Genomic DNA, 24670 nt, shown 5'->3' on the forward strand with positions numbered 1-24670 from the left:
CTCGCGCCCGTCCGGCCTGCCCACCAGGGAGTACTTACCTATGAGGGCATAAGCTGGCTTTATGAGCAATGGCGGTGAAGAACGGCCCGGCGGCCCCGGGATCGCGCACCGGGTGCCCGATCTGGGCGCCCTGGAACTGCTGCTCGCGGTGGCGCGGCTCGGCAGTCTCGGGCGCGCCGCACGCGAACTGGGGATCACCCAGCCCGCCGCCAGCAGCCGCATCCGCTCCATGGAACGCCAGCTCGGCGTGGCTCTCGTCGACCGGTCGCCGCGCGGGTCCCGGCTCACCCACGAGGGCTCCCTCGTCACCGACTGGGCGCGCCGGGTGCTGGACGCGGCCGAGGCGTTCGACGCGGGGGCGCAGGCGCTGCGGGACCGGCGGGACTCGCGGCTGCGCGTCGCCGCCAGCATGACGATCGCCGAGTACCTGCTGCCCGGGTGGCTGATCGCCCTGCGGGCGCAGCGGCCCGACACGGCCGTCTCACTCCGCGCCGGGAACTCGGCCGCCGTCGCCGAGCGGCTCCTCGCCGGGGACGCCGACCTCGGCTTCGTGGAGGGGCTCACCGTGCCGACCGGGCTCGACGCCACCGTCATCGCGCGCGACCGGCTGATCGTGGTGACCGCCCCCGGGCATCCCTGGGCGCGCCGCCGCTCGCCGCTCGCCGCGGCCGAGTTGTCGCGGACGCCGCTCATTCTTCGGGAGGAGGGGTCGGGGACGCGGCAGGTGCTCGACGCGGCGCTCGGGGGGCTGGCCCGGCCGCTGATCGAGCTGTCGTCCACCACCGCGGTGAAGGCGGCCGCCGTGAGTGGGGCGGGGCCGGCGGTGCTCAGTGAGCTGGCGCTGGGGGAGGAGTTGTCCGGGCGGCGGCTGGTGAGTGTGCCCGTCGCGGAGGTGCGGTTGGCCCGTGACCTGCGCGCCGTCTGGCCCACGGGGCACCGGCCCACGGGGCCTGCGCGCGACTTGCTGTCGTTGACGCGGGGCGCGTAGGCGGGTTTTCGCCCCCTCCGCCCCTGCCCGTCCCGTTCCCGGGGGCGCTGCCCCCGGACCCCCGCTCCTCAAACGCCGGAGGGGCTGAAGATTCTCAGCCCGTCCGGCGTTTGAGGACGAGGCCGTTCAGGCCGAAGCGGGGGTCTGGGGGCGGCAGCCCCCAGGCACGGGACGGGCAGGGGCGGAGGGGGCGAGGAAACCGTCAGCTCGCCGCCGCGATCAGGCCCCGCATCACCCGCAGGTCGGCGTCCATCTCCGGATGCCACTGGACCCCCAGGACCCACCCGGGACCGGGGAGTTCGACCGCCTCCACCACCCCGTCCGCCGCGTACGCGGAGACCACCAGCCCCTCCCCGAGGCGGTCCACCGCCTGATGGTGGTGGGTCGGGACGTCGCACGGCTCCGGTACGAGCGAGCCGTACAACGTCCCCGGCACGGGCGTCACCTCGTGGTGCCCGAAGACGCCCGGTTCCTTGACGTGGCCGTCGATGTGCTGGACGAGCGTGCCGCCGAGGGCGACGTTCAGGAGCTGCTGCCCCCTGCAGATGCCCAGCAGCGGGGTGCCGGAGTCCAACGCGGCCCGGATCAGGGCGAGTTCCCAGGCGTCCCGCTCATGGGCGGGCGGCCCCGTCCGCGGGGAGCGCTCGGCACCGTACCGCCCGGGGTCGACGTCGGCGCCGCCCGCCACCACCAGCCCGTCGAGCCGGGCGACGGTCTCGGCCGCCCGCGCCGCGTCGTCGGGCGGCAGCATCGCGACGAGTCCGCCCGCCCGCTGTACGAGCCGCGGGTAGGCGGCCGGCAGCAGCGCGGCCTCCAGGTGCCATACCCCCCAGCGCGCCCCGGTCTCCAGATACGTACTCACGCCGATCAGCGGCCTGCCCACGCGGTTCTCCCTCGGATCACTTTCACCCTCGGATCACATTCAACGGACGTCGATGCGGCCCATGCACGCCGGTGCGGCCCATGCGTGTCAATGGAACGGTCTCATACCTTTTGGCGGCGGGGGAGGGAAACTCGTGGGTCACTCGCGTCCCGCCCGCTCACGTCAGAAAGCCGCGCAGCAGCGCCGCCGTCCCCGCGCAGTGCTCGCGCATCATCTCCCGCGCGCCGTCCGCGTCCTGGTCGAGGACCGCCTCGACCAGGGCGGTGTGCTGGCGCTGGGAGTGCTCCAGGTTGCGGACGAGCAGCGGGATGCAGTCCAGGAGGTCGTTCACCCCGGCGCGGACGGCGGCGTAGTGGGCGGTGAGGGAGGGGGAGCCGCTCAGCTCGGCGAGGGTGAGGTGCAGCAGCGTGTCCCGGCGGCGGTAGTCGGGCAGGGGTGCGTCGTTCGTGCGGGCGAGCGCTTCGCGCAGCCGGTCCGCCCCCTCCTCGTCGAGGCCGTGCGCCGCGCACAGCCCGGCCGCCCCCACCTCCAGGACCTCCCGGAACCGCAGCACGTCCTCGATGTCGACCGCGGCGACCCGGCGGCGCAGTTCGTGCTCGTCCGGGGCGTCCGTGCGCGCCAGCACGAACGTGCCGCCGTACCGGCCGCGCCGGGACTCCACCAGCCCCTGGTCCTGGAGCACCTTCAGGACCTCGCGCAGGGTGACCCGGCTGATCCCGAGCCGCTCCGCCAGCTCCCGCTCGGCGGGCAGCCGCTCCCCGCCGGGCACCAGGCCCAGCCGGACGATCTGGAGGATCTGCTCCAGCGCCTCCTCGAAACCGTTGCCCGCCCGCACCGGCCGCAGCACCGGCGTCAGCCGGTCCGCCGCCCCGCGGCCGGCATCCCCTTCCGCCCCTGTCATCCGGTCGCGCCCCCTTCCCAAGCAATGGTTCTCGGCAATACCTTATGGCTCTCGGCTGACCCAAGGAGGCTTTTCCGGTGGCAGACCGCACACCCCCGCTCGCCGTCGAGGAGCTGCGCGCCCTCGTGGCGGCCGGTGAGATCGACACCGTCGTCCTGGCCTTCCCCGATATGCAGGGGCGGCTCCAGGGCAAGCGGTTCGCCGCGCCCTTCTTCCTCGACGAGGTCCTGGAACACGGCACGGAGGGCTGCAACTACCTCCTCGCCGTCGACACCGACATGAACACCGTCGACGGCTACGCCATGTCCTCCTGGGAGCGCGGCTACGGCGACTTCGCCATGCACCCCGACCTCACCACCCTGCGCCGCGTCCCCTGGAACGAGGGCACGGCCCTGCTCATCGCCGACCTCGCCTGGAACGACGGCTCCCCGGTGGTCGCCGCGCCCCGGCAGATCCTGCGCCGCCAGCTCGACCGCCTCGCCGAACTCGGCTACACCGCCCAGGTCGGCACCGAGCTGGAGTTCATCGTCTTCAAGGACACCTACGAACAGGCCTGGGACACCGGCTACCGCGGACTCACCCCGGCCAACCAGTACAACATCGACTACTCCGTCCTCGGCACCGGCCGCATCGAACCCCTGCTGCGCCGCATCCGCAACGAGATGCAGGCCGCCGGCCTCACCGTCGAGTCCGCCAAGGGCGAGTGCAACCCCGGCCAGCACGAGATCGCCTTCAAGTACGACGAGGCCCTCGTCACCTGCGACCAGCACGCCGTCTACAAGACCGGCGCCAAGGAGATCGCCTCCCAGGAGGGCGTCTCGCTCACCTTCATGGCGAAGTACAACGAGCGCGAGGGCAACTCCTGCCACATCCACCTCTCCCTCGCCGACGCCGACGGCACCAACGTGATGGCCGGCACCGCCCAGGACCCCGGCGGCATGTCCGAGGTCATGCGGCACTTCCTCGCCGGACAGCTGGCCGCCCTGCGGGACTTCTCGCTCCTGTACGCGCCCAACATCAACTCGTACAAGCGCTTCCAGCCCGGCTCCTTCGCGCCCACCGCCGTCGCCTGGGGCTACGACAACCGCACCTGCTCGCTGCGCGTGGTCGGTCACGGCCGCTCGATGCGCTTCGAGAACCGGCTGCCCGGCGGCGACGTCAACCCGCACCTGGCCGTCGCCGGACTCGTCGCGGCCGGGCTGTACGGCGTCGAGCGGAAACTGGAACTGCCCGAGCCGTGCGCGGGCAACGCGTACACCTTTGCGTACGACCACGTCCCCACCACCCTGCGCGAGGCCGCCGACCTCTGGGAGAACAGCCCCATCGCCCGGGCCGCCTTCGGTGACGAGGTCGTCGCGCACTACCGCAACATGGCGCGCGTCGAACTGGAAGCCTTCGACGCCGCGGTGACCGACTGGGAGCTGCGCCGCTCCTTCGAACGCATGTGAGGCCCCCCTTGCCGTACCCGTACACCGCGCCCCCCTACGAGCACGAACTCCAGGTGCTCAACCCGGCCACCGAGGAGATCGTCGCCACCGTCCCCGCCGCCTCCGCCGCCGACGTCGACGCCGCCGTCACGCGGGCCGCGGCGGCACAGGCCCGCTGGGCCGCCCTCGCGCCCGGCGACCGGGCCCGGCTGCTGCGCCGCTTCGCGGCCGTCGTCGACACGCACGCCGAGGAACTCGCCCTCCTGGAGGTCCGCGAGGCCGGCCACACCCTCGGCAACGCCCGCTGGGAGGCGGGCAACGTCCGCGACCTGCTCGACTACGCGGCGGGCGGCGTCGAGCGGCTGACCGGCCGTCAGATCCCGGTCGCCGGCGGCCTCGACATCACCCTCCTCGAACCCCTCGGCGTCGTCGCGGTCATCGCGCCCTGGAACTTCCCGCTGCCGATCGCCGCCTGGGGCACCGCACCCGCCCTCGCCGCCGGCAACGCCGTCATCCTCAAGCCCGCCGAGACCACCCCGCTCACCGCGCTCCGGCTCGCCGAACTCGCCCTGGAGGCAGGGCTTCCCGAGCACCTCTTCCAGGTGCTGCCCGGCGCCGGACCCGTGGCGGGCGACGCGCTGGTCGAACACCCCGGCGTCGCGAAGATCGTCTTCACCGGTTCGACGGCCGTCGGCAAGCAGGTGCTCGCCAAGGGCTCCGCCCTCCTCAAGCGCGTCACCCTCGAACTCGGCGGCAAGAGCCCCAACATCGTCTTCGCGGACGCCGACATCGAGGCCGCCGCGGCAGCCGCCCCGATGTCATTCCTCGACAACTCCGGCCAGGACTGCTGCGCCCGCACCCGCATCCTCGTCCAGCGCTCCGTCCACGACCGCTTCCTCGAACTCCTCGCCCCCGCCGTCGAATCCGTCGTCGTCGGCGACCCCTCCGACGAGCGGACCCAGATGGGCCCGCTCATCTCCCGGGTCCAACTGGACCGCGTCCGCTCCTACGTCGACGCCGACGCGCCCGGCATCCGCGGCAAGGCCCCCGAGGGCCCCGGCTTCTGGTTCGCGCCCACCGTCCTCACCGGCGTCGACGCCGAGGCGCGGGTGGCCGTCGAGGAGGTCTTCGGACCCGTCGCCGTGGTGCTGCCCTTCGACGACGAGGCCGACGCCGTGCGGCTCGCCAACGCCACCGAGTACGGCCTGTCCGGCTCCATCTGGACCCGGGATGTCGGCCGCGCCCTGCGCGTCTCCCAGGCTGTCCGGGCCGGCAATCTGTCCGTCAACTCGCACTCCAGCGTGCGCTACTGGACCCCGTTCGGCGGCTTCAAGCAGTCCGGCATCGGCCGCGAACTCGGCCCGGACGCCCTCACCGCCTTCACCGAAACCAAGAACGTCTTCATCAGCACGGAGGGCCCCGCACTGTGACCGAAGCGACCGAAGCGACCGAAGCGACGACCGACGCCTCCGCGGCGTCCGAAGCGAACATCTGCCGCCGACTGGTCGGCCGCACCGCCGTCATCACCGGCGCCGGCAGCGGCATCGGCCTCGCCACCGCCCGCCGGCTCGCCTCCGAGGGCGCCCGGGTGGTCTGCGGCGACATCGACGAACGCGGCGGCAAGGCCGCGGCCGAGGAAATCGGCGGCACCTTCGTCCAGGTCGACGTCACCGACCCCGAACAGGTCGAGGCCCTCTTCAGGACGGCGTACGACACCTACGGCTCCGTCGACATCGCCTTCAACAACGCCGGCATCTCACCGCCCGACGACGACTCCATCCTGGACACCGGCCTGGAGGCCTGGAAGCGCGTCCAGGAGGTCAACCTGACCTCCGTCTACCTGTGCTGCAAGGCCGCCATCCCCTACATGCGCCGCCAGGGCCGGGGCTCCATCATCAACACGGCCTCCTTCGTGGCCCGGATGGGCGCGGCCACCTCGCAGATCTCGTACACGGCCTCCAAGGGCGGCGTCCTCGCCATGTCCCGTGAACTCGGCGTCCAGTTCGCCCGGGAGGGCATCCGGGTCAACGCGCTGTGCCCCGGCCCGGTCAACACCCCACTGCTGCGAGAGCTGTTCGCCAAGGACCCCGAGCGGGCCGCGCGCCGGCTCGTGCACATCCCGGTCGGACGGTTCGCCGAGGCGGACGAGATCGCGGCGGCCGTCGCCTTCCTCGCCAGCGACGACTCCTCCTTCGTCAACGCCACCGACTTCCTCGTGGACGGAGGCATCTCCGGCGCGTACGTCACCCCCCTGTAGGCCTGTGCCGGGTACCGTCCACTGGTCATGGGACACCGACAGAACCGACGAAACCCGCTCATCCTCGCGTGGACCCTGGCCGCGGCCGCCCTCCTGGCGGCCGCGCCGCCCACCACCGCCACGACCGCCACCACCGCGCCCACCACCGCGACCCCGGAGCGTCCGAACTGCCCCCGGCTGTCCGGCGGTTGGTACGGCGACAACCGCGCCCACCTGCAAGAGGTGATCGACGCCCGCGGCACCTGCTCGGGCACTCCCGGGCACGGCCGGCGGCCGGTCGCCGCGTTCGACTGGGACAACACGGTCACCAAGAACGACGTCACCGACGCCACGATCTCCTGGGCCCTGCGGCACGACAAGATTCTGCGCCCGGCCCGCTGGAAGGCCACCAGCGCCTGGCTCACCGACGCCGCCGACACCGCGCTCACCACGGCCTGCGGCACCGCCGTCCCCGTCGGCGCGCCCCTGCTCACCTCGACGAACACCCGCTGCGCGGACGAGATCTTCGAGATCCGCGACACCGGCCGCACCATGAGCGGCGCCGCCGCCTTCGCCGGGACCTGGAACCACCGGCGCACCGTCCCGCAGTACGCCTGGGTGCCCCAGCTCTTCGCCGGACACACCCTCGCGGAACTGTCCTCGTACGCCCGCCAGGCCCGAGCCGAGGCCCTCGCCGCGCCCGTCGGCTCCACCCGCACGCTCGGCACCCACACGATCCCCGCCTACGTGCGCTACTACGACCAGCAGCGCGACCTCATCCGCACCCTGCGCCGCGCCGGATTCGACGTCTACATCGTCTCGGCCGGCTCCGAACCCGTCACCGAGGTCTGGTCGCGCGCCGTCGGCGTCGACGCCGCGCACACCATCGCCATCCGTTCCGTCCTCGACCGGCACGGCCGGATCACCACCCGCAACCAGGGCTGCGGCGACGTCCCCGCCGGCCGCGGCGCGGCCATCCCGTACATCGACGGCAAGCGCTGCTGGATCAACCAGGAGATCTACGGCGTGCGCGGCGCCGCGGCCTGGCAGCGGCAGGACGCCGCGCACCGTCCCGCGCTCGCGGGCGGCGACGCCGACACCGACGTCACCTTCGTCTCGGACGCCACCGGCGCCCACCTCGTCCTCAACCGCAACAAGAACGAACTCATGTGCCGCGCCTACGACGACGCTGACGGCCGCTGGGTGATCAACCCCATGTTCATCGAGCCGCTGCCCCGCAAACAGGGCCTCTACCCGTGCTCCACCAGCGCCTACACCGCACCCGACGGCACCCCGGGCCCCCTCCGCAGGCCGGACGGCACGATCGTGCCGGACCTCGCGGACACCGTGTACTGAGCCGGGCGGTACGTCCTAGAGTGCCGGGATGAGCATGTCGCCGCCGCCCGGCTGGTACCGCGATCCCGCGTACCCGCTCGTCGAGCGCTGGTGGGACGGCACGGCCTGGACCGATCACCGGCGCCAGGCCGACACCGCCCCGCCGTCGCCACCGCCAGGGCCGCGGACACCGCCACCGGGGGGTGCCTCCGGCCGGGCCAGGGCCGTCGCGCTCGGCGCAGCCGCCGTCGTCCTCGTCGCCGCGATCGTCACGGGCGCCGTCCTGCTGCGCCTCGACCACGGCGACGGCGACGCCGGCGCGCAGACCACCCCGGCTGCCGCGTCCCCCACGGACACCGGCGCCCCCACACCCACCCCGTCCGCGCCCTCCGCCGGTGACCCCTCCGTCGTCGTGGACCAGCTCGACGGCATCACCCTGCCGCTGCCGGACGGCTGGACCCGGCCGAAGTACGTCAGCGACCACGACGTCGTGATGACCACCCCGGGCACCTACGACTGCCCCGGCGACCCCGGTCTGTGCCGGCACGGCCAGGTCAGCACCCGCACCGCCACCGCCACCGACGTGACCTCCCCGAAGGCCCTGGCCGAGGGCGACATCAAGGACGCGGCGGACAGCGTCTACGACCGGGACCTTCTCGGCAGCAGGCCCTTCCGGGGCGTCACCTCCCACGAATCGGTCAAGGCCGGCTCGGTCGCCGTCGCGGGCCGCCCCGGGTACTTCGTGCGCTGGAAGGTCAACACCCGGGTGGGGCCCGGCGGTTACGTGGAGTCGCTGGCCTTTCCGTCCAGCGTCGGCACCCAGTCCCTCGTCATCGTCCGGTTCGCCTTCGACGCCGGTGCCGACGGGCCGCCGCTGTCCGACATGGACCGGATCACCAAGGGAATCCGCTCCGTCGGCGCCACCGGGACGGGCGGCGGGGTGGGCAGCAGCATCGGCCCGTCGCGGTGAACGCATGGCCCGGCGGGAGCGTGTCGCTCGGCGGGGAGCCGGTGGCCCAGCGCCGAGCGTACGGTCCGGCCGGGGGTGCGGTCCGGCCGCGGGCGTGCGGCCCGGCGGCGGAGGCGTGGCCCGGCGGTTGGCGCCTGGCTCAGAGGAACGTGTGCCCCTCGCCCCGGTACGTCGGCACGGTCGCCGTCACCACATCACCCTCGACCAGGTGCAACGCGTCGAACCGCTCGCACAGTTCACCCGCCTTCGCGTGCCGGAACCACACCTTGTCGCCGATGAGCAGATCGTCCGCCGGGGCGCCCAGCAGCGGTGTCTGCACCTCGCCGGGGCCCTCCTGCGGGTCGTACGCCAGCCCCTCGGGCAGGTACGGGACCGGCAGCCGGTCGGGGCCCGCCGCACCGGACGCCGGATAGCCGCCGCCGAGCACCGTCACCACCCCGACACCCGGCCGGCGCACGACCGGCTGGGCGAACAGCGCCGCCGGACGGCCGCTGAACGACGTGTAGTTGTCGAACAGCCGCGGCACGTACAGGCCCGAGCCCGCCGCGATCTCGGTGACCGCGTCCTCGGCGGCCGTCTGCTGGACGCTGCCGGTGCCGCCGCCGTTGACGAACTCCAGGTCCGGTTCCACGGCACGGACCGCGCGCACCACCTCGGCGCGCCGCTGCGCCAGCTCCTTGCGCGCGGTGGCCTGCATCAGCCGCACCGCCCGCGAGCGCAGCGGACGCCCCGCGACGGAGTCGCCCACCCCCGCGATGTGACCCTCGTACGCCATGATCCCGACCAGCTTGAAACCGGGCGTGCGCTTGACCGCCCGGGCCAGGTCCGCGACCTGCGCGGGGGAGTGCAGCGGCGAGCGCAGCGCACCGACCCTGACCCGGCCCCCGAACAGCTTCAGCGAGGTGTCCAGCTCCAGGCAGACGCGCACCACTTCGGTGCCGCCTTCCCGCGCCTCCTCGATGAGGCGGAGCTGCGCCGGGTCGTCGACCATGACCGTCACCGCGGCGGCGAGCTTGGGGTCGGACGTCAGCTCGGCGTAGCCCTTGCGGTCGGCCGACGGATAGGCGAGCAGCACGTCGTCGAACCCCGATCGGGCCAGCCACAGCGACTCGGCGAGGGTGAACGACATGATCCCGGCGAAGCCGTCGCGGGCCAGGACGCGTTCCAGGAGGGCGCGGCAGCGCACGGACTTGCTGGCGACCCGGACGGGTTTGCCGTCGGCCCTGCGGACGAGATCGTCCGCGTTCGCGTCGAAGGCCTCCAGGTCCACGATCGCGACGGGGGCGTCGAGGTGAGCGGTGGCCCGGTCGTAGCGGGCCCTGTCGGAGGCACGGGCAGTCATGCACGCAGCCTGCCAGACTCGGTTACCCCAGGGTAGGGGGACGTTCCGGGCAGATGCCCCGGCGCTTCGTACTGGTTCCCTCCGGACGCGCGTCAACCCGTAGAGTGACGCGGACGCAGGGAGGCATGTCCTGCCCCGGGTGCCGTCCGGGGCGACGGTCCACCGGTACGGGTACGCGTGCCCGTGGCGGGCCCCTGCCGCACAGGAACGGCCCGGCTGGTCTTCGCGACAGGCCTCTTGCCCGGTACGAGGAAACGGGGGGTGCATGAGCACGGACGCGCGCCGCGCCGTCCCCCCACCCCCGGACGCACCCCCGGCCAGGGACCCCCAGACCCCGCCGCTCCGGCCGCCGACGGCTCCGTCATCGCCGGAGACGCCGGTGTCGGCGGCGCCGTCTGCGTCGGGGACCGGTACGCCGGTGTCGGCGGCTTCGTCTGCGTCGGGGACGCCGGGTACGCCGGTGCCGCTGGCTTCGTCTTCGTCAGGAACCCCGGGTCCGGCCGCCCCGCCTTCGCGGCACGCACAGGAATCGTCCAGCCCGTCTTCGCCGGGGGCGCCGGTATCGGCGGCGCCGTCTTCGCCGAGCACGCCGGTATCGGCCGGCCCGCCTCCGCCGACCGCCCCGCCCGCGTACGCCCCGCCGTCCGTTCCCTCGGCGTCCGCCCAGGCCCCGGGTTCCTTCGCCGCCCCCGCCTCACCCCCGGTGATCCCGCCGCGTCCGTCGGTCCCGCCTGTCGCGGCGGACTCTCGGGGCGGGGTGGCTCCGCCGATGCCCGCCGGGCCGCCGGTCGTCCCCGGTTCCCGGGGCTCAGAAGTGCCCCCGGCTCCCGCTCCCGCGCCCGCGCCGGGGTCGGAGCGGGTGCCGGTGGGCGGCGAAGCCTGGGAGTCGGATCAGCCGTCCTCGTGGGCCGGGAGCTTCGCGCCCGGACGTGGCTACGCGCCCCCCATCGAGGGGGAGTCCTGGTCCGACGAACCGCCCTCGCGCCGGGCGCAGGAACGACCCCCTGTACCTCCCGCACCTCCCGCACCTTCCCAACCCCCCTCACCCTCCGAGGCACACCCGGGACCCTCCGCCGCTCCGGAGCAGGCTCCCGCGCCCACGAACCCCTCGGCCCCCGGCCAGGGTTCGGCAACGCGGAACCCTCCGTCCCACGGCCGGGCCGCCGCTTCGCGGAACCCCTCGGCTCCGGGCCAGGGCGCCGCTTCGCGGAACCCCTCGGCTCCGGGCCAGGGCGCCGCTTCGCGGAACCCCTCGGCTCCGGGCCAGGGCGCCGCTTCGCGGAACCCTTCCTCCCCCGGTCAGGGCTCCGCCTCCCGGAATCCCTCGGCTCCCGGTCAGGGCTCCGCCTCCCGGAACCCCTCGGCTCCCGGTCAGGGCTCCGCCTCCCGGACTCCTGGGGTGCCCCACCCCTCCTCGCCCGGCCAAGGCGCCGCATCCCGCTCGCGGCAGGGTGCCGTGCCGTCGCCGTCGGTGGAGGGGAGTGCTCCGGCCGGTCAACAGGGCCGTTACGGGCGGGAGTTCGACGCCGGGGATGATGTCGCCTCGGCCTCCCGTCAGGCCTCCCCCCGCTTCCCGCACCTGCGTCCCGGTGTCACCTCGGGTGCGCGGCCCGGGCCCGTGACCCCGCCGCCGCCCGTCGCCACCGCCCGCTTCCCGGACGCGCCCCCCGCCTCCGCCGAACCCGTGCCGGCGGGAGCCACGCAGCGCCCCGAGGAGACGACCCGGCGACTCCGGCCCATCCGGACGGAGACACCATCCGCGCCCCCGCCCCCGCCCCCGCCTTCGGTGACCCCGGGCACGGGAACTCCGGTGACCCCGGCCACGGGAACCCAGGGGACGCCCGCGCCGGCCCGGCCGTTCCTCGCGCGGCCCCGGGCCCGTACGGTCGCCGCCGCTGTCTGTGTCGTCCTCGGGCTCGGGCTCATCGGCGGTGCGGTGACGGGGAGTTGGCTCACCGGTGACGACACGGACGCCCCCGGTTCGCGGGGCGCGTTCGCCGCCGCCGGGGAGCTGTGGCACAGCGTGCCCGTGGACCGGCTCTTCCCGCCGACCGTGCGGGGCGACGGAGCGGGCCCCGGCGGCTCCGACCGCACCTGGACGCGCGTCGCCGTCGCCCCCGACACCGGCTGCGCGAACGCCTTCGACCCGCTGCTGCGCAAGGCCCTCGCCCCCGTCGGCTGCCTGCGCCTGCTGCGCGCCACCTACGTGGACGCGACGCTGAGCCATGTCACCACCGTCGGCCTCCTGTTCACCAAGGCGGACGCGGCGGCGATGACCGCCCTGAAGGCCCGCTTCGCCAAGGAGGGCCTGGACCGGCGCACCGACCTGATGCCCCGCGCCTACCCGGCGAAGGGCACCCCGGCCGAAGGGTTCGGCGACGCCCAGCGCGCCTCGTGGACCGAGTCGGTCCTCACGGACGCCCCGGTCGTCGTGTTCGCCGTCTCCGGGTTCACCGACGGACGTACGGTCGGCGCGCCGCAGCCCGCCGCCGAGGCCATGAAGCCGGAGGCGACCACCGCCCCGGCGCAGGCCGGCCTCGGCCACGAGGCACAGGGCCTCGCCGACCGAGTTGAGCGGGGCCTCCGCAAGACCGTCACCTCGGCCACGGAGACACCGTCATGACCCGCGAGGCCACCGCCCACGACCGCGCCGGGCGCACCCCCCGACAAGCCCCCGCCCGCAACCCCCGACTCTCCCGCCGGCTCCCGCGCCGGTCCGCCGCGCTCAGCGCCCTGCTCGCCGCCTCCCTCGCGCTGGTCCCCACCACCGCCGCGCACGCGGACGGCATACGGGCCCAGCAGTGGGGCCTCGACGCGATGCACACGCGGCAGGCGTGGCAGACCACGAAGGGCAAGGGCATCACCGTCGCCGTCCTCGACACCGGCGTCGACGCCCGGCACCCGGACCTCACCGGCAACGTCCTGGCCGGCCGGGACATGGTCGGCTTCGGCGCCCGCCGGGGCGACCGCGCCTGGGCCCGGCACGGCACCGCCATGGCGGGCATCATCGCCGGTCACGGCCACGGCCCGGGCGACGCCGACGGAGTCATGGGCATCGCCCCCGAGGCCCGTATCCTGCCCGTCCGGGTCATCCTCGAGGACGCCGACCCGGCCCGCTCCAAGGCCCGCACCACCCGGGGCAACGCGCTCGCCGAAGGCATCCGCTGGGCCACCGACCACGGCGCGGACGTCATCAACCTCTCCCTCGGCGACGACTCCAGGTCCGCGCACCCCGAACCCGCCGAGGACGAGGCCGTCCAGTACGCGCTGAAGAAGGGTGTCGCCGTCGTCGCCTCCGCCGGCAACGGCGGAGAGAAGGGCGACCACATCTCCTACCCGGCCGCGTACCCCGGCGTGATCGCCGCGACCGCCGTCGACCGCTACGGCACCCGCGCCTCCTTCTCCACCCGCCGCTGGTACGCCACCGTCAGCGCCCCGGGCGTCGACGTCGTCATCGCCGACCCGGACGACCGCTACTACGAGGGCTGGGGCACCAGCGCCGCGTCCGCGTTCGTGTCCGGCGCGGTCGCGCTCGTCCGCGCCGCCCACCCCGACCTCTCCCCGGCGCAGATCAAGCGACTCCTGGAGGACACCGCCCGCAACGTGCCCTCGGGAGGCCGCGACGACGCGCGCGGATTCGGGTTCGTCGACCCGGCCGCGGCCATCGAGGCGGGCGGCAAGCTCAAGCCCGAGGGCCTCACGGCGGCGGCGTACGGCCGGAAGTACTTCGGCCCCGGCCCCGACACCCCGGACGACGGCAGCGGCCCCGCCGACTGGGCCGGCCCGCTCGCCGGCGGCCTGGGCGCGGCCCTGCTCGCGGCGGCCGTGTTCCTGTGGCGCGGCCGCAAGAACGACACACCCCGGCCCGGCCGGTCCTAGGTCCTGCCCGAACCCCGTCCCTCAGAAGGGGTGTTGACCCCGCGCCCGTCACTCCTCGGCCGAGTCCCGGAACGCGCCGACCGCCGCCTTCGACGCCGCCTCCACCAGTGAAATCCCGTCGGCCTGCGTGGAGTTGCCGTCCGACAGGGCCGCCACCAGGTAGTCGTGGCCGTCGACGGTCACGCGGCCGATGCTGTTGACGTCCCACAGCCCGGTCGCGGTACGCGGCAACCACCCGTTCTTCAGGGCCCATCGGTTACCGTCGGCCGCGGCCGACACCCCCCACCGCTGACCGGCCGCTATCGAGCCCATCAGCCCCTGGAGATAGCCGCGCGAGGCCTCGCTGAGTTCCGAGTCCTCCCCGAACACCTGCCGCAGCAGCGTGAGTTGATCGGCCGCCGTGGTCCGGGTCAGCCCCCACAGGTCACCGTCCCCGCCCCGCGTACCGGTGAGCCCGAAGCGCTTGTTCGCGGCGTCGAGCCCGCTCGCCCCGCCGATCGCGGCCCACAGCGCGGACGCCGAGGCGTTGTCGCTGTGCTCGATCATCGCGGTGGCGTACGCCTTCTCCTGGGCGGTGAGATGCCGGTCCGCGTCCTGGGCCCGCAGCAGCAGCGCGGCCAGGATGTCCACCTTGACGATGCTCGCGGTGTCGAAGGTGCCCTCGCCTTGCCCGGCGCTCTCGCCCGAGCCGACGTCGAGCACGGCGACCGACACCCTCGCCCCGTCCGGCACCGCCACCGCCGCCATCGCCTTCGCGAGCAGCGCGTCCCGGTCCGCCGACGGCTCCGCCACAGGTTCCACCGACGCCTCCTCGCTCACCGAGGGCGACGCCGAGGGCAGTGCCGACGCCGCCGCCGACGACGATACGAGGCCCTCCCGGTCGTGCGCGTGCGCCTGCACGAACACGGTCCCGGCCCCTGTGACGCCGACGAGTACCGCGACGGCCACCGCGACGGAGCGCAGCGGGCTGTGCCGAGGGGCCCTGGCGCGGCGCCCGCGGGGTCTGTGACGGTCCATGCCGCGATGCTGGACGGTCCGGCTGTGCGCCCGGTTAGCCGCGTGTTAGAGCTGTGTCAGCGCGGACTGAGAAACCCGTGAGTCCCGTCACCAGGGCGTTTCGGGGCCCGCACAACCGCAGCAGCATCCCCCCGATAGGGTCGGGGACCGTGGCGAACAAGAACATTCCCGACTCCGGCTACTCCGACGACGACGGCTCCGCCGACCCCCGGCTGAGCGCGGCGCTCGCCGCCTGGTCGGCCGACCGCACCGCCGTACCGCCGGTGCTGGAGGCGCTCAGGGACGCCCGGCTGCTCGTGCCGGTCGTGGCGGTCCTCGGCGAGGTCGAGGAGGACGAGAACGGGCTGCGCCGCGAGAAGACCAGCGACATGGCGGTGCCCACCCTCAAGGCCGGCGACCGCACGGCGCTGCCCGCCTTCACCTCCACGGACTCGCTGGCCCGCTGGGACCCCGAGGCCCGCCCCGTCGCCGTACCCCTGCGTCAGGTGCTGGAGGCCGCGGCCCACGAGAAGGCCGACACCATCGTGCTGGACCTGGCCGGACCCGTCGCCTTCCAGGTCACCGGGCCCGCCCTGCTGGCGCTCGCCGAGGGACGCACCACCACCGAGCCGCTGGCCGATCCCGCGGTCGTCGAGGCCGTACGGACCGCGGTCGCCGCCGAGCCCCGGGTGGTCCGCGCCCATCTCGGTCCCGGGCAGGCGGACGGCACCCTCGCGCTCGTCCTCGACCCGGCCGCCGTCCCCGCCGAGGCCGCCCGCGCGGTCGCCGAACGGCTCGCGGCCGACGAGACACTGCGGGCCCGCCTGGTCCGCGGCCTCGACCTGGCACTCCTGCCGGCCGAGGCGGCACCCCCGGGCGAGCCCCTGTACGTGCGCCGCTGAACGGGACGGACCGGCCGGATCAGCCGTAGACCGGGCCCGTGTACTTCTCGCCCGGGCCCTGGCCCGGCTCGTCCGGGACGAGGGAGGCCTCGCGGAAGGCGAGCTGGAGCGACTTCAGGCCGTCGCGCAGCGGGGCCGCGTGGAAGGAGCTGATCTCGGTGGTGCTCGCGTCGAGGAGCCCGGCCAGCGCCGTGACCAGCTTGCGGGCCTCGTCCAGGTCCTTGTGCTCGTCGCCCTCCTCGGTGAGACCGAGCTTCACCGCGGCGGCGCTCATCAGGTTGACGGCGACCGTCACGATGACCTCGACCGCGGGGACCTCGGCGATGTCGCGGGTCATGGTGTCGAAGTCGGGGTTCTGGGGAGGGGTGTCACTCATGCCTCACACGATAGGCCCCGGCGCGCCCGCCCCGGCCCGCGGGAGCGTTTCCCCGGCCGCGGCACGGCCGGGGGCTCTCCGGCGCGCCGCGGCCCCGGGTCCCGGCGCGGTACGTCCGCCGGCCAGCGGTGCGGTACGGCCGGGGGTCCGCCGGTTAGCGCGTACCCGGCGGAACTGCTAACCTTGTGTAACGACCGGCCGGACACGTATGTGCTCGGCCCACAAGTGGAGGCTCCGAACTCCCACCTGACCGTCCTCCGGGGCGGCGGGTCACCCGGTCAGGCGGCCGCCACCGTTCCGTACGGACGGTGGAGTTGTCGCCCGAATGCGCGCCCCGCGGTAGGACCGCGGCGGTGCTCCGGTCATCCATGGAGCCCCGCCTGTGTCCCGTCCCGGGGCATTTTTCATGCCCCACGGCGGTTGGTCCCAGTGTCATCAGAGACATACGCGGCTGTCCGCCAGACCGCCGTGTGGTGCTACCGAGGAGGATCCATCAGCGCCGAGCCCCGCATCAACGACCGGATTCGCGTTCCCGAAGTGCGACTTGTCGGTCCCAGCGGCGAGCAGGTCGGGATTGTTCCGCTTGCCAAGGCCCTTGAGCTTGCTCAGGAGTACGACCTCGACCTGGTCGAGGTGGCGGCGAACGCCCGTCCGCCCGTCTGCAAGCTCATGGACTACGGCAAGTTCAAGTACGAGTCGGCCATGAAGGCCCGTGAGGCGCGCAAGAACCAGGCGCACACGGTCATCAAGGAGATGAAGCTCCGGCCGAAGATCGACCCGCACGACTATGACACGAAGAAGGGTCACGTCGTCCGGTTCCTCAAGCAGGGCGACAAGGTCAAGATCACGATCATGTTCCGTGGTCGCGAGCAGTCCCGGCCGGAGCTCGGCTACCGACTGCTGCAGCGTCTCGCTTCGGACGTCGAGGACCTCGGGTTCATCGAGTCGAACCCGAAGCAGGACGGCCGGAACATGATCATGGTTCTCGGCCCGCACAAGAAGAAGACCGAGGCGATGGCCGAGGCCCGCGAGGCCCAGGCCGCCCGCAAGGCGGAAGCGAAGGCCAACCCCGGCCGCTCGCAGAACGCCGCCGACGGTGACCTGGACGAGGGCGAGATCGCCGAGGGCGAGATCACCGAGGCCGAGTCCGCCGAGGCTCCGGCCGAGGCATCCGCCGAGGCCTGATCCCAGGGTTCACCCCCCGGGATGGCAAACAGACACCTATGACGTTCCACCCCGTGCCCGGTCCCGCGACCGGGCACCGGAACGCCACTGACGAGGAGAGAACGGCGCTATGCCGAAGAACAAGTCGCACAGCGGTGCCAGCAAGCGCTTCAAGATCACCGGCTCCGGCAAGGTGCTCCGCGAGCGCGCCGGCAAGCGCCACCTGCTTGAGCACAAGTCGTCGCGCCTGACGCGCCGCCTCACCGGCAACGCCGAGATGGCCCCGGGCGACGCCAAGAAGATCAAGAAGCTTCTCGGCAAGTGACGTACCGGCGCCCAGGCGCCGCACGTCAGGACCGGGACCCCATCTATTCCGGGCCGTGTGAGTCCCACCACGGCCCCGCTACAAGGAGTTAAAAAGTGGCACGCGTCAAGCGGGCAGTCAACGCCCACAAGAAGCGCCGGGCGATCCTCGAGGCGGCCTCCGGCTACCGCGGTCAGCGTTCGCGCCTGTACCGCAAGGCCAAGGAGCAGGTCACCCACTCGCTGGTCTACAACTACAACGACCGCAAGAAGCGCAAGGGCGACTTCCGTCAGCTCTGGATCCAGCGCATCAACGCCGCCGCGCGCCAGAACGGCATGACGTACAACCGCCTCATCCAGGGTCTGAAGGCCGCCAACATCGAGGTGGACCGCAAGATCCTCGCGGAGCTGGCCGTCAACGACGCCAACGCGTTCGCCGCGCTCGTCGAGGTCGCGCAGAAGGCCCTGCCGTCGGACGTCAACGCGCCGAAGGCCGCCTGACGCTCCACCGGCCCCAGGCCGACGTGACTTGAGGACCCGCAGGCCGTTCGGTCTGCGGGTCCGCTTGTGTCCGGAACCCGACCGCACAGGTCCGGTGTCGTGTCCGGAACCCGACTGCGAAGGTTGAGAACCCATGGCCCCGGCCCACCCCGACGCCACCCCCGAGCTGATCTCCCCCCGCTCCTCGCGCGTCAGCGCCGCCCGCAGGCTCGCGCGCCGGAACTTCCGGGGCAAGGACCGGCTGTTCCTCGCGGAGGGGCCGCAGGCCGTGCGGGAGGGGGCCGCGCATCGCGGGGACGACGGCGGGGCCACGCTCGTGGAACTGTTCGCCACCGTCGAGGCCGCCGAGCGCTACGCCGACATCGTGGCCGAGGCGCGTGCCGCCGGGGCCCGGGTGCACCTGGCCTCCGAGGAGGTCATCGCCGACATCTCCACCACCGTCACCCCGCAGGGGCTCGTCGGGGTCTGCCGCTTCCTCGACACCCCCTTCGAGGACGTCCTCAAGGCCCGGCCCCGGCTCGTCGCCGTGCTCGCCCACGTCCGCGACCCCGGCAACGCCGGCACCGTGCTGCGCTGCGCCGACGCCGCGGGCGCCGAGGCCGTCGTCCTCACCGACGCCTCCGTGGACCTCTACAACCCCAAGGCCGTACGCGCCTCGGTGGGCTCCCTGTTCCATCTGCCCGTCGCCGTCGGCGTCCCCGTCGAACAGGCCGTCGCGGGGCTCAAGAACGCGGGGGTCCGGATCGTCGCCGCCGACGGAGCGGGCGAGGACGACCTCGACGACCAGCTCGACAAGGGCACCATGGGCGGCCCCACCGCCTGGGTGTTCGGCAACGAGGCCTGGGGGCTTCCGGAGGAGACCCGGGCGCTCGCCGACGCCGTCGTGCGCGTCCCGATCCACGGAAAGGCCGAGAGTCTGAACCTCGCCACCGCCGCCGCCGTATGTCTCTACGCGTCGGCCCGTGCACAGCGCGCCTCCACAGGGTGCCGCTCCGTGACCGACAGCTAGTAGGGTGACGGGCTCGGGGGCCCTCCGCGCCGGACGAGAGGTGGGGTACGGGGATGAGTGTCGGCACGGGTGGCGCGCACGGCGCGCTGCAACCACACGACACCCACAGCCCCCCCGCGCCCCGCTCGGCCGCCGAGCGGATACCCGAGGCCGCCGCCGACCACCCGGCACCTGACTCCGCTGACCACCCGGCACCCGGCTCCGCCGCCGCCCCGGCCTCCGAGGTCGCCGCCGACCCGCATCCCGGCTCCGCCGCCGACCCGCCCTCCGAGGCCACCGCCGATCGGGCCCCTGAGGCCGCCACCGGTCCCGCGCCTGAGGCCGCCACCGGTCCCGCGCCCGAGGCCGCCACCGGTCCGGCGCCCGAGACCGCCGCCCACCCGGCGGCCGAGGACTCCGCCGCCGGTCCGACGGCCGCGCCCCCCGTCGCCGCCTCGGTCGTCTCGCCGCCCGGTCTCGATCCCGATGACCTGCCCGACGGGCTCGTCATCGCCGACGAGCGCGGGCGGGTGACCTGCTTCAACGCCGCCGCCGCCCGGATCACCGCCGTGTCCGCCGAACAGGCGCTCGGGCAGCCGCTGGAGGCCGCGCTGCCGCTGGAGGACCTGGAGGGGCGCCGCTGGTGGCAGCTCACCGACCCCTACGGGGGCCTCGCCATCCGCAACGCCCAGCCGGAGCGGAACCTGTTGCTGCCCGGCGGCCGTGAGGTCCTCGTCGCCGCCCGGTACATACGCACCCGCCCCACCGGACCCGTCCGCCGCGTCGTCGTCTCCCTGCGCGACACCGAGGCCCGCCGCCGCACCGAGCGCAGCCACGCCGAGCTGATCGCCACCGTCGCCCACGAACTGCGCTCACCGCTCACCTCCGTCAAAGGCTTCACCGCGACCCTGCTCGCCAAGTGGGAACGCTTCACGGACGACCAGAAGAAACTGATGCTGGAGACCGTCGACGCCGACGCCGACCGGGTCACCCGGCTCATCGCCGAACTCCTCGACATCTCCCGTATCGACTCCGGGCGCCTCGAAGTGCGCCGCCAGCCCGTCGACATGGGCGCCGCCGTCGGCCGCCACATCCAGGCCTACGTCGCCTCCGGCCAGCCCGCCGACCGCTTCCTGCTGCGCATCGAGCAGCCGCTGCCCGACCTGTGGGCCGACCCCGACAAGGTCGACCAGGTACTGAGCAACCTGATCGAAAATGCGGTGCGGCACGGCGAGGGAACCGTCACCATCGAAGTGGCACCCTCCCTCTCCCCGCGCGAGCGGGCGGACGAGGAGGGCCCGCCGGGCGCCGTCACGTCGGTCACCGTGAGCGACGAGGGCGCCGGAATCCCGGAGGAGTCCATGAACCGCGTCTTCACCCGCTTCTGGCGGGGCAGCAAGCGCGGCGGCACCGGCCTCGGGCTCTACATCGTCAAGGGCATCGTCGAAGCCCACGGCGGCACCATCACCGTCGGCCGGGCCCCCGGCGGGGGCGCCCAGTTCCGATTTACGTTGCCCGTGGGCACCCCGGCGTACCTCCTCTGACACCGCCGCGGCCCCCACGGGCTCACCCGCCGGGAGCACCGCGAGGACGCCCCCTCATGGGCGGCGTCCTGGGCAGCGCCCCACCCCCGTTAGACTCGGCCTTTGGCACCTTTGCGTCCTCTCATCTGCGGACGATTCGTCTCCGAGTCGGTGACGGGGACCCTCAGCCAGCCAACCGGAAGCACGGGAAGAGATGTCGGCACCTAATAAGTCGTACGACCCTGTAGAGGTCGAGGCCTTGAAACCGGAAGAGATCGAGCGCATGCGGGACGAGGCGCTCGCCGCCTTCGCGGCCGCCGGCGACCTCGACGCGCTCCAGGAGGCCAAGGTCGCCCACACCGGCGGCACCTCTCCGCTGGCCCTCGCCAACCGCGAGATCGGCGCACTGCCCCCGCAGGCCAAGGCCGCCGCCGGCAAGCTCGTCGGCCAGGCCCGGGGCGCGGTGAACAAGGCCCTCGCCGCCCGCCAGGCCGAGCTGGAGGCCGAGCGCGACGCACGCGTCCTGGTCGAGGAGGCGGTCGACGTCACCCTGCCGTACGACCGCGTGCCCGCCGGCGCCCGGCACCCGCTGACCACCATGATGGAGCGGGTCGCGGACGTCTTCGTGTCCATGGGATACGAGGTCGCCGAGGGCCCCGAGGTCGAGGCGGAGTGGTTCAACTTCGACGCCCTGAACTTCGGCCCGGACCACCCGGCCCGGCAGATGCAGGACACCTTCTTCGTCCAGGGCCCCCAGGGCACCGAGGGCGACGAGTCCGGAGTCGTGCTGCGCACCCACACCTCCCCGGTGCAGGCCCGCGCCCTGCTCGACCGGGAGCCGCCCGTCTACATCGTGTGCCCCGGCCGCGTGTACCGCACGGACGAACTCGACGCCACGCACACCCCGGTCTTCCACCAGATCGAGCTGCTCGCCGTCGACGAGGGCCTGACCATGGCCGACCTCAAGGGCACCCTCGACCACATGGTCCAGTCGCTCTTCGGTCCGGACATGAAGACCCGGCTGCGCCCGAACTACTTCCCCTTCACCGAGCCGTCCGCCGAGATGGACATGCTCTGCTACGTCTGCAAGGGCGAGTCCGTCGGCAACCCCGACCGCCCCTGCCGGACCTGCTCCTCCGAGGGCTGGATCGAGCTGGGCGGCTGCGGCATGGTCAACCCGCGGGTGCTCGTCGCCTGCGGCGTGGACCCGGAGAAGTACAGCGGGTTCGCCTTCGGGTTCGGAATCGAGCGGATGCTGATGTTCCGCCACAACGTCGAAGACATGCGAGACATGGTCGAGGGTGACGTCCGGTTCACCCGGCCGTTCGGGATGGAGATCTGATGCGGGTCCCGCTTTCTTGGCTGCGGGAGTACGTCGACCTGCCGGCGACGGAGACCGGGCGCGACGTCCAGGCCAAGCTCATTTCGGCCGGCCTCGAGGTCGAGACCGTCGAGCGGCTCGGCGCCGACCTCAAGGGTCCCCTCGTCGTCGGCCAGGTGCTCACCATCGAGGAGCTGGAGGGCTTCAAGAAGCCCATCCGCTTCTGCACCGTCGCCGTGGGTACGGCTGGGGGCACCTCCCAGGCTTTCGGCTCTGGGGGAGGCACCGGCGAGTCCCAGGAGATCGTCTGCGGCGCCCGGAACTTCACCGTCGGCGACAAGGTCGTCGTAGCGCTGCCCGGCGCCGTCCTGCCCGGCAACTTCGCGATCGCCGCGCGCAAGACGTACGGCAAGACCTCGCACGGCATGATCTGCTCCGGAGACGAGCTGGGCATGGGCGACGACGGCAGCGGCGGCATCATCGTGCTGCCGCCCGAGGCCGAGGTCGGCACCGACGCGATCGAGCTGCTCCAGCTCGTCGACGAGGTCCTCGACATCGCCGTCACCCCCGACCGCGGCTACGCCCTGTCGATGCGCGGCGTCGCCCGCGAGACCGCCATCGCCTACGGACTGCCGCTGCGCGACCCGGCGCTGCTTGACGTCCCCGCGCCGAACGCCTTCGGCCACCCGGTGCGGGTCTCCGACCCGATGGGCTGCGACCGCTTCACCGCCCGTACGGTGACCGGTCTCGACCCCGACGCGCGTTCCCCGATCTGGCTCCGCCGCCGCCTCCAGAAGGCCGGCATGCGCCTGATCTCCCTCGCCGTCGACATCACCAACTACGTGATGCTGGAGCTGGGCCAGCCCCTGCACGCCTACGACCGGTCCCGCGTCCAGGGCGCCATCGGCGTGCGCCGGGCCGAGCAGGGCGAGAAGCTCACCACCCTCGACGGCGTCAAGCGCACGCTGAACGCCGAGGACCTGGTGATCACCGACGACCGCGGCCCGATCGGCCTCGCGGGCGTCATGGGCGGCGCCAACACGGAGATCGACGACACCGAGGGCACCACCACCGAGGTCGTCGTCGAGGCCGCGCACTTCGACGCCATCTCGATCGCCCGCACGGCCCGCCGTCACAAGCTGGCCTCCGAGGCGTCCAAGCGCTTCGAGCGCGGCGTCGACCCGCAGGCGGCCTCCGCGGCGGCCCAGCGGACCGTCGACCTGCTCGTCCTCCTCGCCGGCGGCACCGCCGACGCCGGGGTCACCGAGGTGATCGCGCCGTCCGCGCCGCACACCATCACCATCCCGGCCGACCACCCGGACAAGGTGGCCGGTGTCGAGTACGGCCGCGAGACCGTCGTCCGCCGCCTCCAGCAGGTCGGCTGCGACGTCTACGGGCAGGACGAGCTGATCGTCACCGTCCCGTCCTGGCGGCCCGACCTGACGGACCCGAACGACCTGGCGGAGGAGGTCATCCGCCTGGAGGGCTACGAGAACCTGCCCTCCACACTGCCCAAGCCCCCGGCCGGCCTCGGCCTCACGGACCGGCAGCGACTGCACCGCCGTATCGGCCGCGCCCTCGCCGGCGCCGGATACGTCGAGGCGCTGAACTACCCGTTCATGGGCGAGCAGGTCCTCGACCAGTTCGGGCTGGCGGCCGACGACCCGAACCGCAAGGTCGTCACGCTGGTCAACCCGCTCTCCGACGAGGAGCCCGCGCTCCGTACGACGCTGCTGCCGGGCCTGCTCCAGACCCTGCGCCGCAACGACGGACGCGGCAGCCACGATCTGGCGCTCTTCGAGACCGGGCTCGTCTTCCACCCGCGTGAGCAAGCGCGCGTCGCCGGGCGGCTGCCCGTCGACCGCCGTCCCACCGACGAGGAGATCGCGTCCCTGACCGCCGCGCTGCCCGTCCAGCCCCGGCACGCCGCCGTCGTCCTCGCGGGCGCCCGCGAGCAGGCCGGCTGGTGGGGCAAGGGCCGCCCGGCCGACTGGGCCGACGCGATCGAGGCCGCCCGGGTGGTGGCGCGCGAGGCGGGCACCGACCTCCTCGTCCGCTCCGGCCAGTACGGTCCGTGGCACCCCGGCCGCTGTGCCGCCCTCGCGGTCGTCGTGGACGGCACCGAGCGGGTCATCGGATACGCCGGTGAACTCCACCCCCGGGTGCTGAAGGCGCTGGGCCTGCCCGCGCGCACCTGTGCGATGGAGCTGGACCTGGACGCGCTGGAGGAGGCGAGTTCCGGCCACCCCAAGGGGCCGAAGATCTCGACCTTCCCGATCGCCACGCAGGACGTCGCGCTGGTCGTCGACAAGTCCGTCCCGCACGCGGACGTCGAGGCGGCGCTGCGCGAGGGCGCGGGTGAACTCCTGGAGTCCATCCGGCTGTTCGACGAGTACGAGAGCGAGCAGCTCGGCGGGGACCGCAAGTCCCTCGCCTACGCGCTGCGCTTCCGGGCCGACGACCGCACGCTGACCGTGGACGAGGCCTCCGCGGCCCGTGACGCGGCGGTGGCGCTGGCCGCCGAGCGCACCGGAGCCGTGCTGCGCGGGGCCTGACGCCCGGCGGGCCGGGGGCCTGACCCAGCAGGTCGTGCCGGGGAGTCGTGCGCCGGACCGCGGATCGTTCCGCGGCCGGC

21 protein-coding genes are annotated in these 24670 nt (G+C 73.6%); 16 read left to right on the forward strand and 5 right to left on the reverse strand.

Annotation, left to right across the window (positions count from 1 at the left end; translation table 11 throughout):
• The first annotated feature begins 61 nt into the window (after positions 1 to 61).
• Positions 62 to 988: a LysR family transcriptional regulator gene (locus AB0912_RS09520; protein WP_366697450.1), complete on the forward strand. Its 927-nt coding sequence runs from the start codon at positions 62 to 64 to the stop codon at positions 986 to 988.
• 202 nt (positions 989 to 1190) lie between these two features.
• Here AB0912_RS09520 and AB0912_RS09525 read toward each other — a convergent pair whose 3' ends face one another.
• Positions 1191 to 1871: a gamma-glutamyl-gamma-aminobutyrate hydrolase family protein gene (locus tag AB0912_RS09525; protein WP_366697452.1), complete on the reverse strand. Its 681-nt coding sequence runs from the start codon at positions 1869 to 1871 to the stop codon at positions 1191 to 1193.
• 157 nt (positions 1872 to 2028) lie between these two features.
• Positions 2029 to 2772 (reverse strand): FCD domain-containing protein, encoded by a 744-nt coding sequence (locus AB0912_RS09530; RefSeq protein ID WP_366697454.1) that lies wholly within the window; start codon positions 2770 to 2772, stop codon positions 2029 to 2031.
• Positions 2773 to 2849: 77 nt separating this feature from the next.
• Between AB0912_RS09530 and AB0912_RS09535 the strand changes: the two genes are divergently transcribed.
• From AB0912_RS09535 to AB0912_RS09555, 5 genes are read left to right on the forward strand one after another with little or no spacing between them, the layout of a single operon-like run.
• Complete coding sequence (locus tag AB0912_RS09535; protein ID WP_366697456.1) at positions 2850 to 4220, forward strand: glutamine synthetase family protein; 1371 nt, start codon at positions 2850 to 2852, stop codon at positions 4218 to 4220.
• An 8-nt stretch (positions 4221 to 4228) separates the two neighbouring features.
• Entirely contained in the window at positions 4229 to 5629 is a 1401-nt protein-coding gene (locus tag AB0912_RS09540; RefSeq protein ID WP_366697458.1) for an aldehyde dehydrogenase family protein, read from the forward strand.
• A 59-nt stretch (positions 5630 to 5688) separates the two neighbouring features.
• Positions 5689 to 6456: a 3-oxoacyl-ACP reductase gene (locus AB0912_RS09545; RefSeq protein WP_366697516.1), complete on the forward strand. Its 768-nt coding sequence runs from the start codon at positions 5689 to 5691 to the stop codon at positions 6454 to 6456.
• A 27-nt stretch (positions 6457 to 6483) separates the two neighbouring features.
• Complete coding sequence (locus tag AB0912_RS09550) at positions 6484 to 7791, forward strand: haloacid dehalogenase-like hydrolase (RefSeq protein ID WP_366697460.1); 1308 nt, start codon at positions 6484 to 6486, stop codon at positions 7789 to 7791.
• A 28-nt stretch (positions 7792 to 7819) separates the two neighbouring features.
• Complete coding sequence (locus tag AB0912_RS09555; RefSeq protein ID WP_366697462.1) at positions 7820 to 8740, forward strand: DUF2510 domain-containing protein; 921 nt, start codon at positions 7820 to 7822, stop codon at positions 8738 to 8740.
• A gap of 139 nt (positions 8741 to 8879) precedes the next feature.
• Here AB0912_RS09555 and AB0912_RS09560 read toward each other — a convergent pair whose 3' ends face one another.
• The gene (locus AB0912_RS09560) at positions 8880 to 10082 is read right to left on the reverse strand and encodes an amino acid deaminase/aldolase (RefSeq protein ID WP_366697464.1); all 1203 of its coding nucleotides are present in this window, start codon (positions 10080 to 10082) and stop codon (positions 8880 to 8882) included.
• Between the two features lie 1810 nt (positions 10083 to 11892).
• On the opposite strand from AB0912_RS09560, the gene AB0912_RS09565 reads away from it, so the two are divergent.
• The gene (locus AB0912_RS09565; protein WP_366697466.1) at positions 11893 to 12705 is read left to right on the forward strand and encodes a hypothetical protein; all 813 of its coding nucleotides are present in this window, start codon (positions 11893 to 11895) and stop codon (positions 12703 to 12705) included.
• Positions 12702 to 13961: a type VII secretion-associated serine protease mycosin gene (gene mycP / locus AB0912_RS09570; RefSeq protein WP_366697468.1), complete on the forward strand. Its 1260-nt coding sequence runs from the start codon at positions 12702 to 12704 to the stop codon at positions 13959 to 13961. The genes AB0912_RS09565 and mycP overlap by 4 nt, the downstream gene beginning before the upstream one ends.
• A 48-nt stretch (positions 13962 to 14009) precedes the next feature.
• On the opposite strand, the gene AB0912_RS09575 is transcribed toward mycP, so the two are convergent.
• Complete coding sequence (locus AB0912_RS09575; RefSeq protein WP_366697470.1) at positions 14010 to 14978, reverse strand: serine hydrolase; 969 nt, start codon at positions 14976 to 14978, stop codon at positions 14010 to 14012.
• Positions 14979 to 15127: 149 nt separating this feature from the next.
• Here AB0912_RS09575 and AB0912_RS09580 point away from each other — a divergent pair, with 149 nt between their 5' ends.
• Positions 15128 to 15859 carry an SseB family protein gene (locus AB0912_RS09580; RefSeq protein WP_366697472.1) on the forward strand — a complete coding sequence of 244 codons (732 nt, stop codon included), beginning with the start codon at positions 15128 to 15130 and terminating at the stop codon, positions 15857 to 15859.
• A gap of 19 nt (positions 15860 to 15878) precedes the next feature.
• On the opposite strand, the gene AB0912_RS09585 is transcribed toward AB0912_RS09580, so the two are convergent.
• Positions 15879 to 16235, reverse strand: coding sequence for a DUF1844 domain-containing protein (locus AB0912_RS09585; RefSeq protein ID WP_164371095.1), 357 nt, complete (start codon positions 16233 to 16235; stop codon positions 15879 to 15881).
• Positions 16236 to 16703: 468 nt separating this feature from the next.
• On the opposite strand from AB0912_RS09585, the gene infC reads away from it, so the two are divergent.
• From infC to pheT, 7 genes are all read left to right on the forward strand, one after another.
• Positions 16704 to 17420: a translation initiation factor IF-3 gene (gene infC, locus AB0912_RS09590; protein ID WP_366697518.1), complete on the forward strand. Its 717-nt coding sequence runs from the start codon at positions 16704 to 16706 to the stop codon at positions 17418 to 17420.
• A 109-nt stretch (positions 17421 to 17529) separates the two neighbouring features.
• Complete coding sequence (gene rpmI / locus AB0912_RS09595; RefSeq protein WP_003947156.1) at positions 17530 to 17724, forward strand: 50S ribosomal protein L35; 195 nt, start codon at positions 17530 to 17532, stop codon at positions 17722 to 17724.
• A 95-nt stretch (positions 17725 to 17819) separates the two neighbouring features.
• On the forward strand, positions 17820 to 18203 hold the full coding sequence (gene rplT / locus AB0912_RS09600) for a 50S ribosomal protein L20 (RefSeq protein WP_003970214.1): 384 nt from the start codon (positions 17820 to 17822) through the stop codon (positions 18201 to 18203).
• Between the two features lie 133 nt (positions 18204 to 18336).
• Complete coding sequence (locus AB0912_RS09605; protein WP_366697474.1) at positions 18337 to 19212, forward strand: RNA methyltransferase; 876 nt, start codon at positions 18337 to 18339, stop codon at positions 19210 to 19212.
• A 53-nt stretch (positions 19213 to 19265) separates the two neighbouring features.
• Positions 19266 to 20735, forward strand: coding sequence for an ATP-binding protein (locus tag AB0912_RS09610; RefSeq protein ID WP_366697476.1), 1470 nt, complete (start codon positions 19266 to 19268; stop codon positions 20733 to 20735).
• A 193-nt stretch (positions 20736 to 20928) separates the two neighbouring features.
• Positions 20929 to 22056: a phenylalanine--tRNA ligase subunit alpha gene (gene pheS, locus AB0912_RS09615; protein ID WP_366697478.1), complete on the forward strand. Its 1128-nt coding sequence runs from the start codon at positions 20929 to 20931 to the stop codon at positions 22054 to 22056.
• On the forward strand, positions 22056 to 24590 hold the full coding sequence (gene pheT / locus AB0912_RS09620; protein WP_366697480.1) for a phenylalanine--tRNA ligase subunit beta: 2535 nt from the start codon (positions 22056 to 22058) through the stop codon (positions 24588 to 24590). The genes pheS and pheT overlap by 1 nt, the downstream gene beginning before the upstream one ends.
• The last annotated feature ends 80 nt before the right edge of the window (positions 24591 to 24670 follow it).

The sequence above is a fragment of the Streptomyces sp. NPDC007084 genome (assembly GCF_040703595.1).
Classification (GTDB): Bacteria; Actinomycetota; Actinomycetes; order Streptomycetales; family Streptomycetaceae; genus Streptomyces.

Excerpts from the sequence above, each read along its gene's own strand:
- AB0912_RS09585 (WP_164371095.1), bottom strand. The coding sequence starts at position 16,235 with ATGAGTGACACCCCTCCCCAGAACCCCGACTTCGACACCATGACCCGC.
- AB0912_RS09605 (WP_366697474.1), top strand. The coding sequence starts at position 18,337 with ATGGCCCCGGCCCACCCCGACGCCACCCCCGAGCTGATCTCCCCCCGC.
- pheS (WP_366697478.1), top strand. The coding sequence starts at position 20,929 with ATGTCGGCACCTAATAAGTCGTACGACCCTGTAGAGGTCGAGGCCTTG.
- mycP (WP_366697468.1), top strand. The coding sequence starts at position 12,702 with ATGACCCGCGAGGCCACCGCCCACGACCGCGCCGGGCGCACCCCCCGA.
- AB0912_RS09610 (WP_366697476.1), top strand. The coding sequence starts at position 19,266 with ATGAGTGTCGGCACGGGTGGCGCGCACGGCGCGCTGCAACCACACGAC.
- AB0912_RS09520 (WP_366697450.1), top strand. The coding sequence starts at position 62 with ATGAGCAATGGCGGTGAAGAACGGCCCGGCGGCCCCGGGATCGCGCAC.
- AB0912_RS09560 (WP_366697464.1), bottom strand. The coding sequence starts at position 10,082 with ATGACTGCCCGTGCCTCCGACAGGGCCCGCTACGACCGGGCCACCGCT.
- AB0912_RS09550 (WP_366697460.1), top strand. The coding sequence starts at position 6,484 with ATGGGACACCGACAGAACCGACGAAACCCGCTCATCCTCGCGTGGACC.
- AB0912_RS09575 (WP_366697470.1), bottom strand. The coding sequence starts at position 14,978 with ATGGACCGTCACAGACCCCGCGGGCGCCGCGCCAGGGCCCCTCGGCAC.
- pheT (WP_366697480.1), top strand. The coding sequence starts at position 22,056 with ATGCGGGTCCCGCTTTCTTGGCTGCGGGAGTACGTCGACCTGCCGGCG.
- AB0912_RS09530 (WP_366697454.1), bottom strand. The coding sequence starts at position 2,772 with ATGACAGGGGCGGAAGGGGATGCCGGCCGCGGGGCGGCGGACCGGCTG.
- AB0912_RS09555 (WP_366697462.1), top strand. The coding sequence starts at position 7,820 with ATGAGCATGTCGCCGCCGCCCGGCTGGTACCGCGATCCCGCGTACCCG.
- rpmI (WP_003947156.1), top strand. The coding sequence starts at position 17,530 with ATGCCGAAGAACAAGTCGCACAGCGGTGCCAGCAAGCGCTTCAAGATC.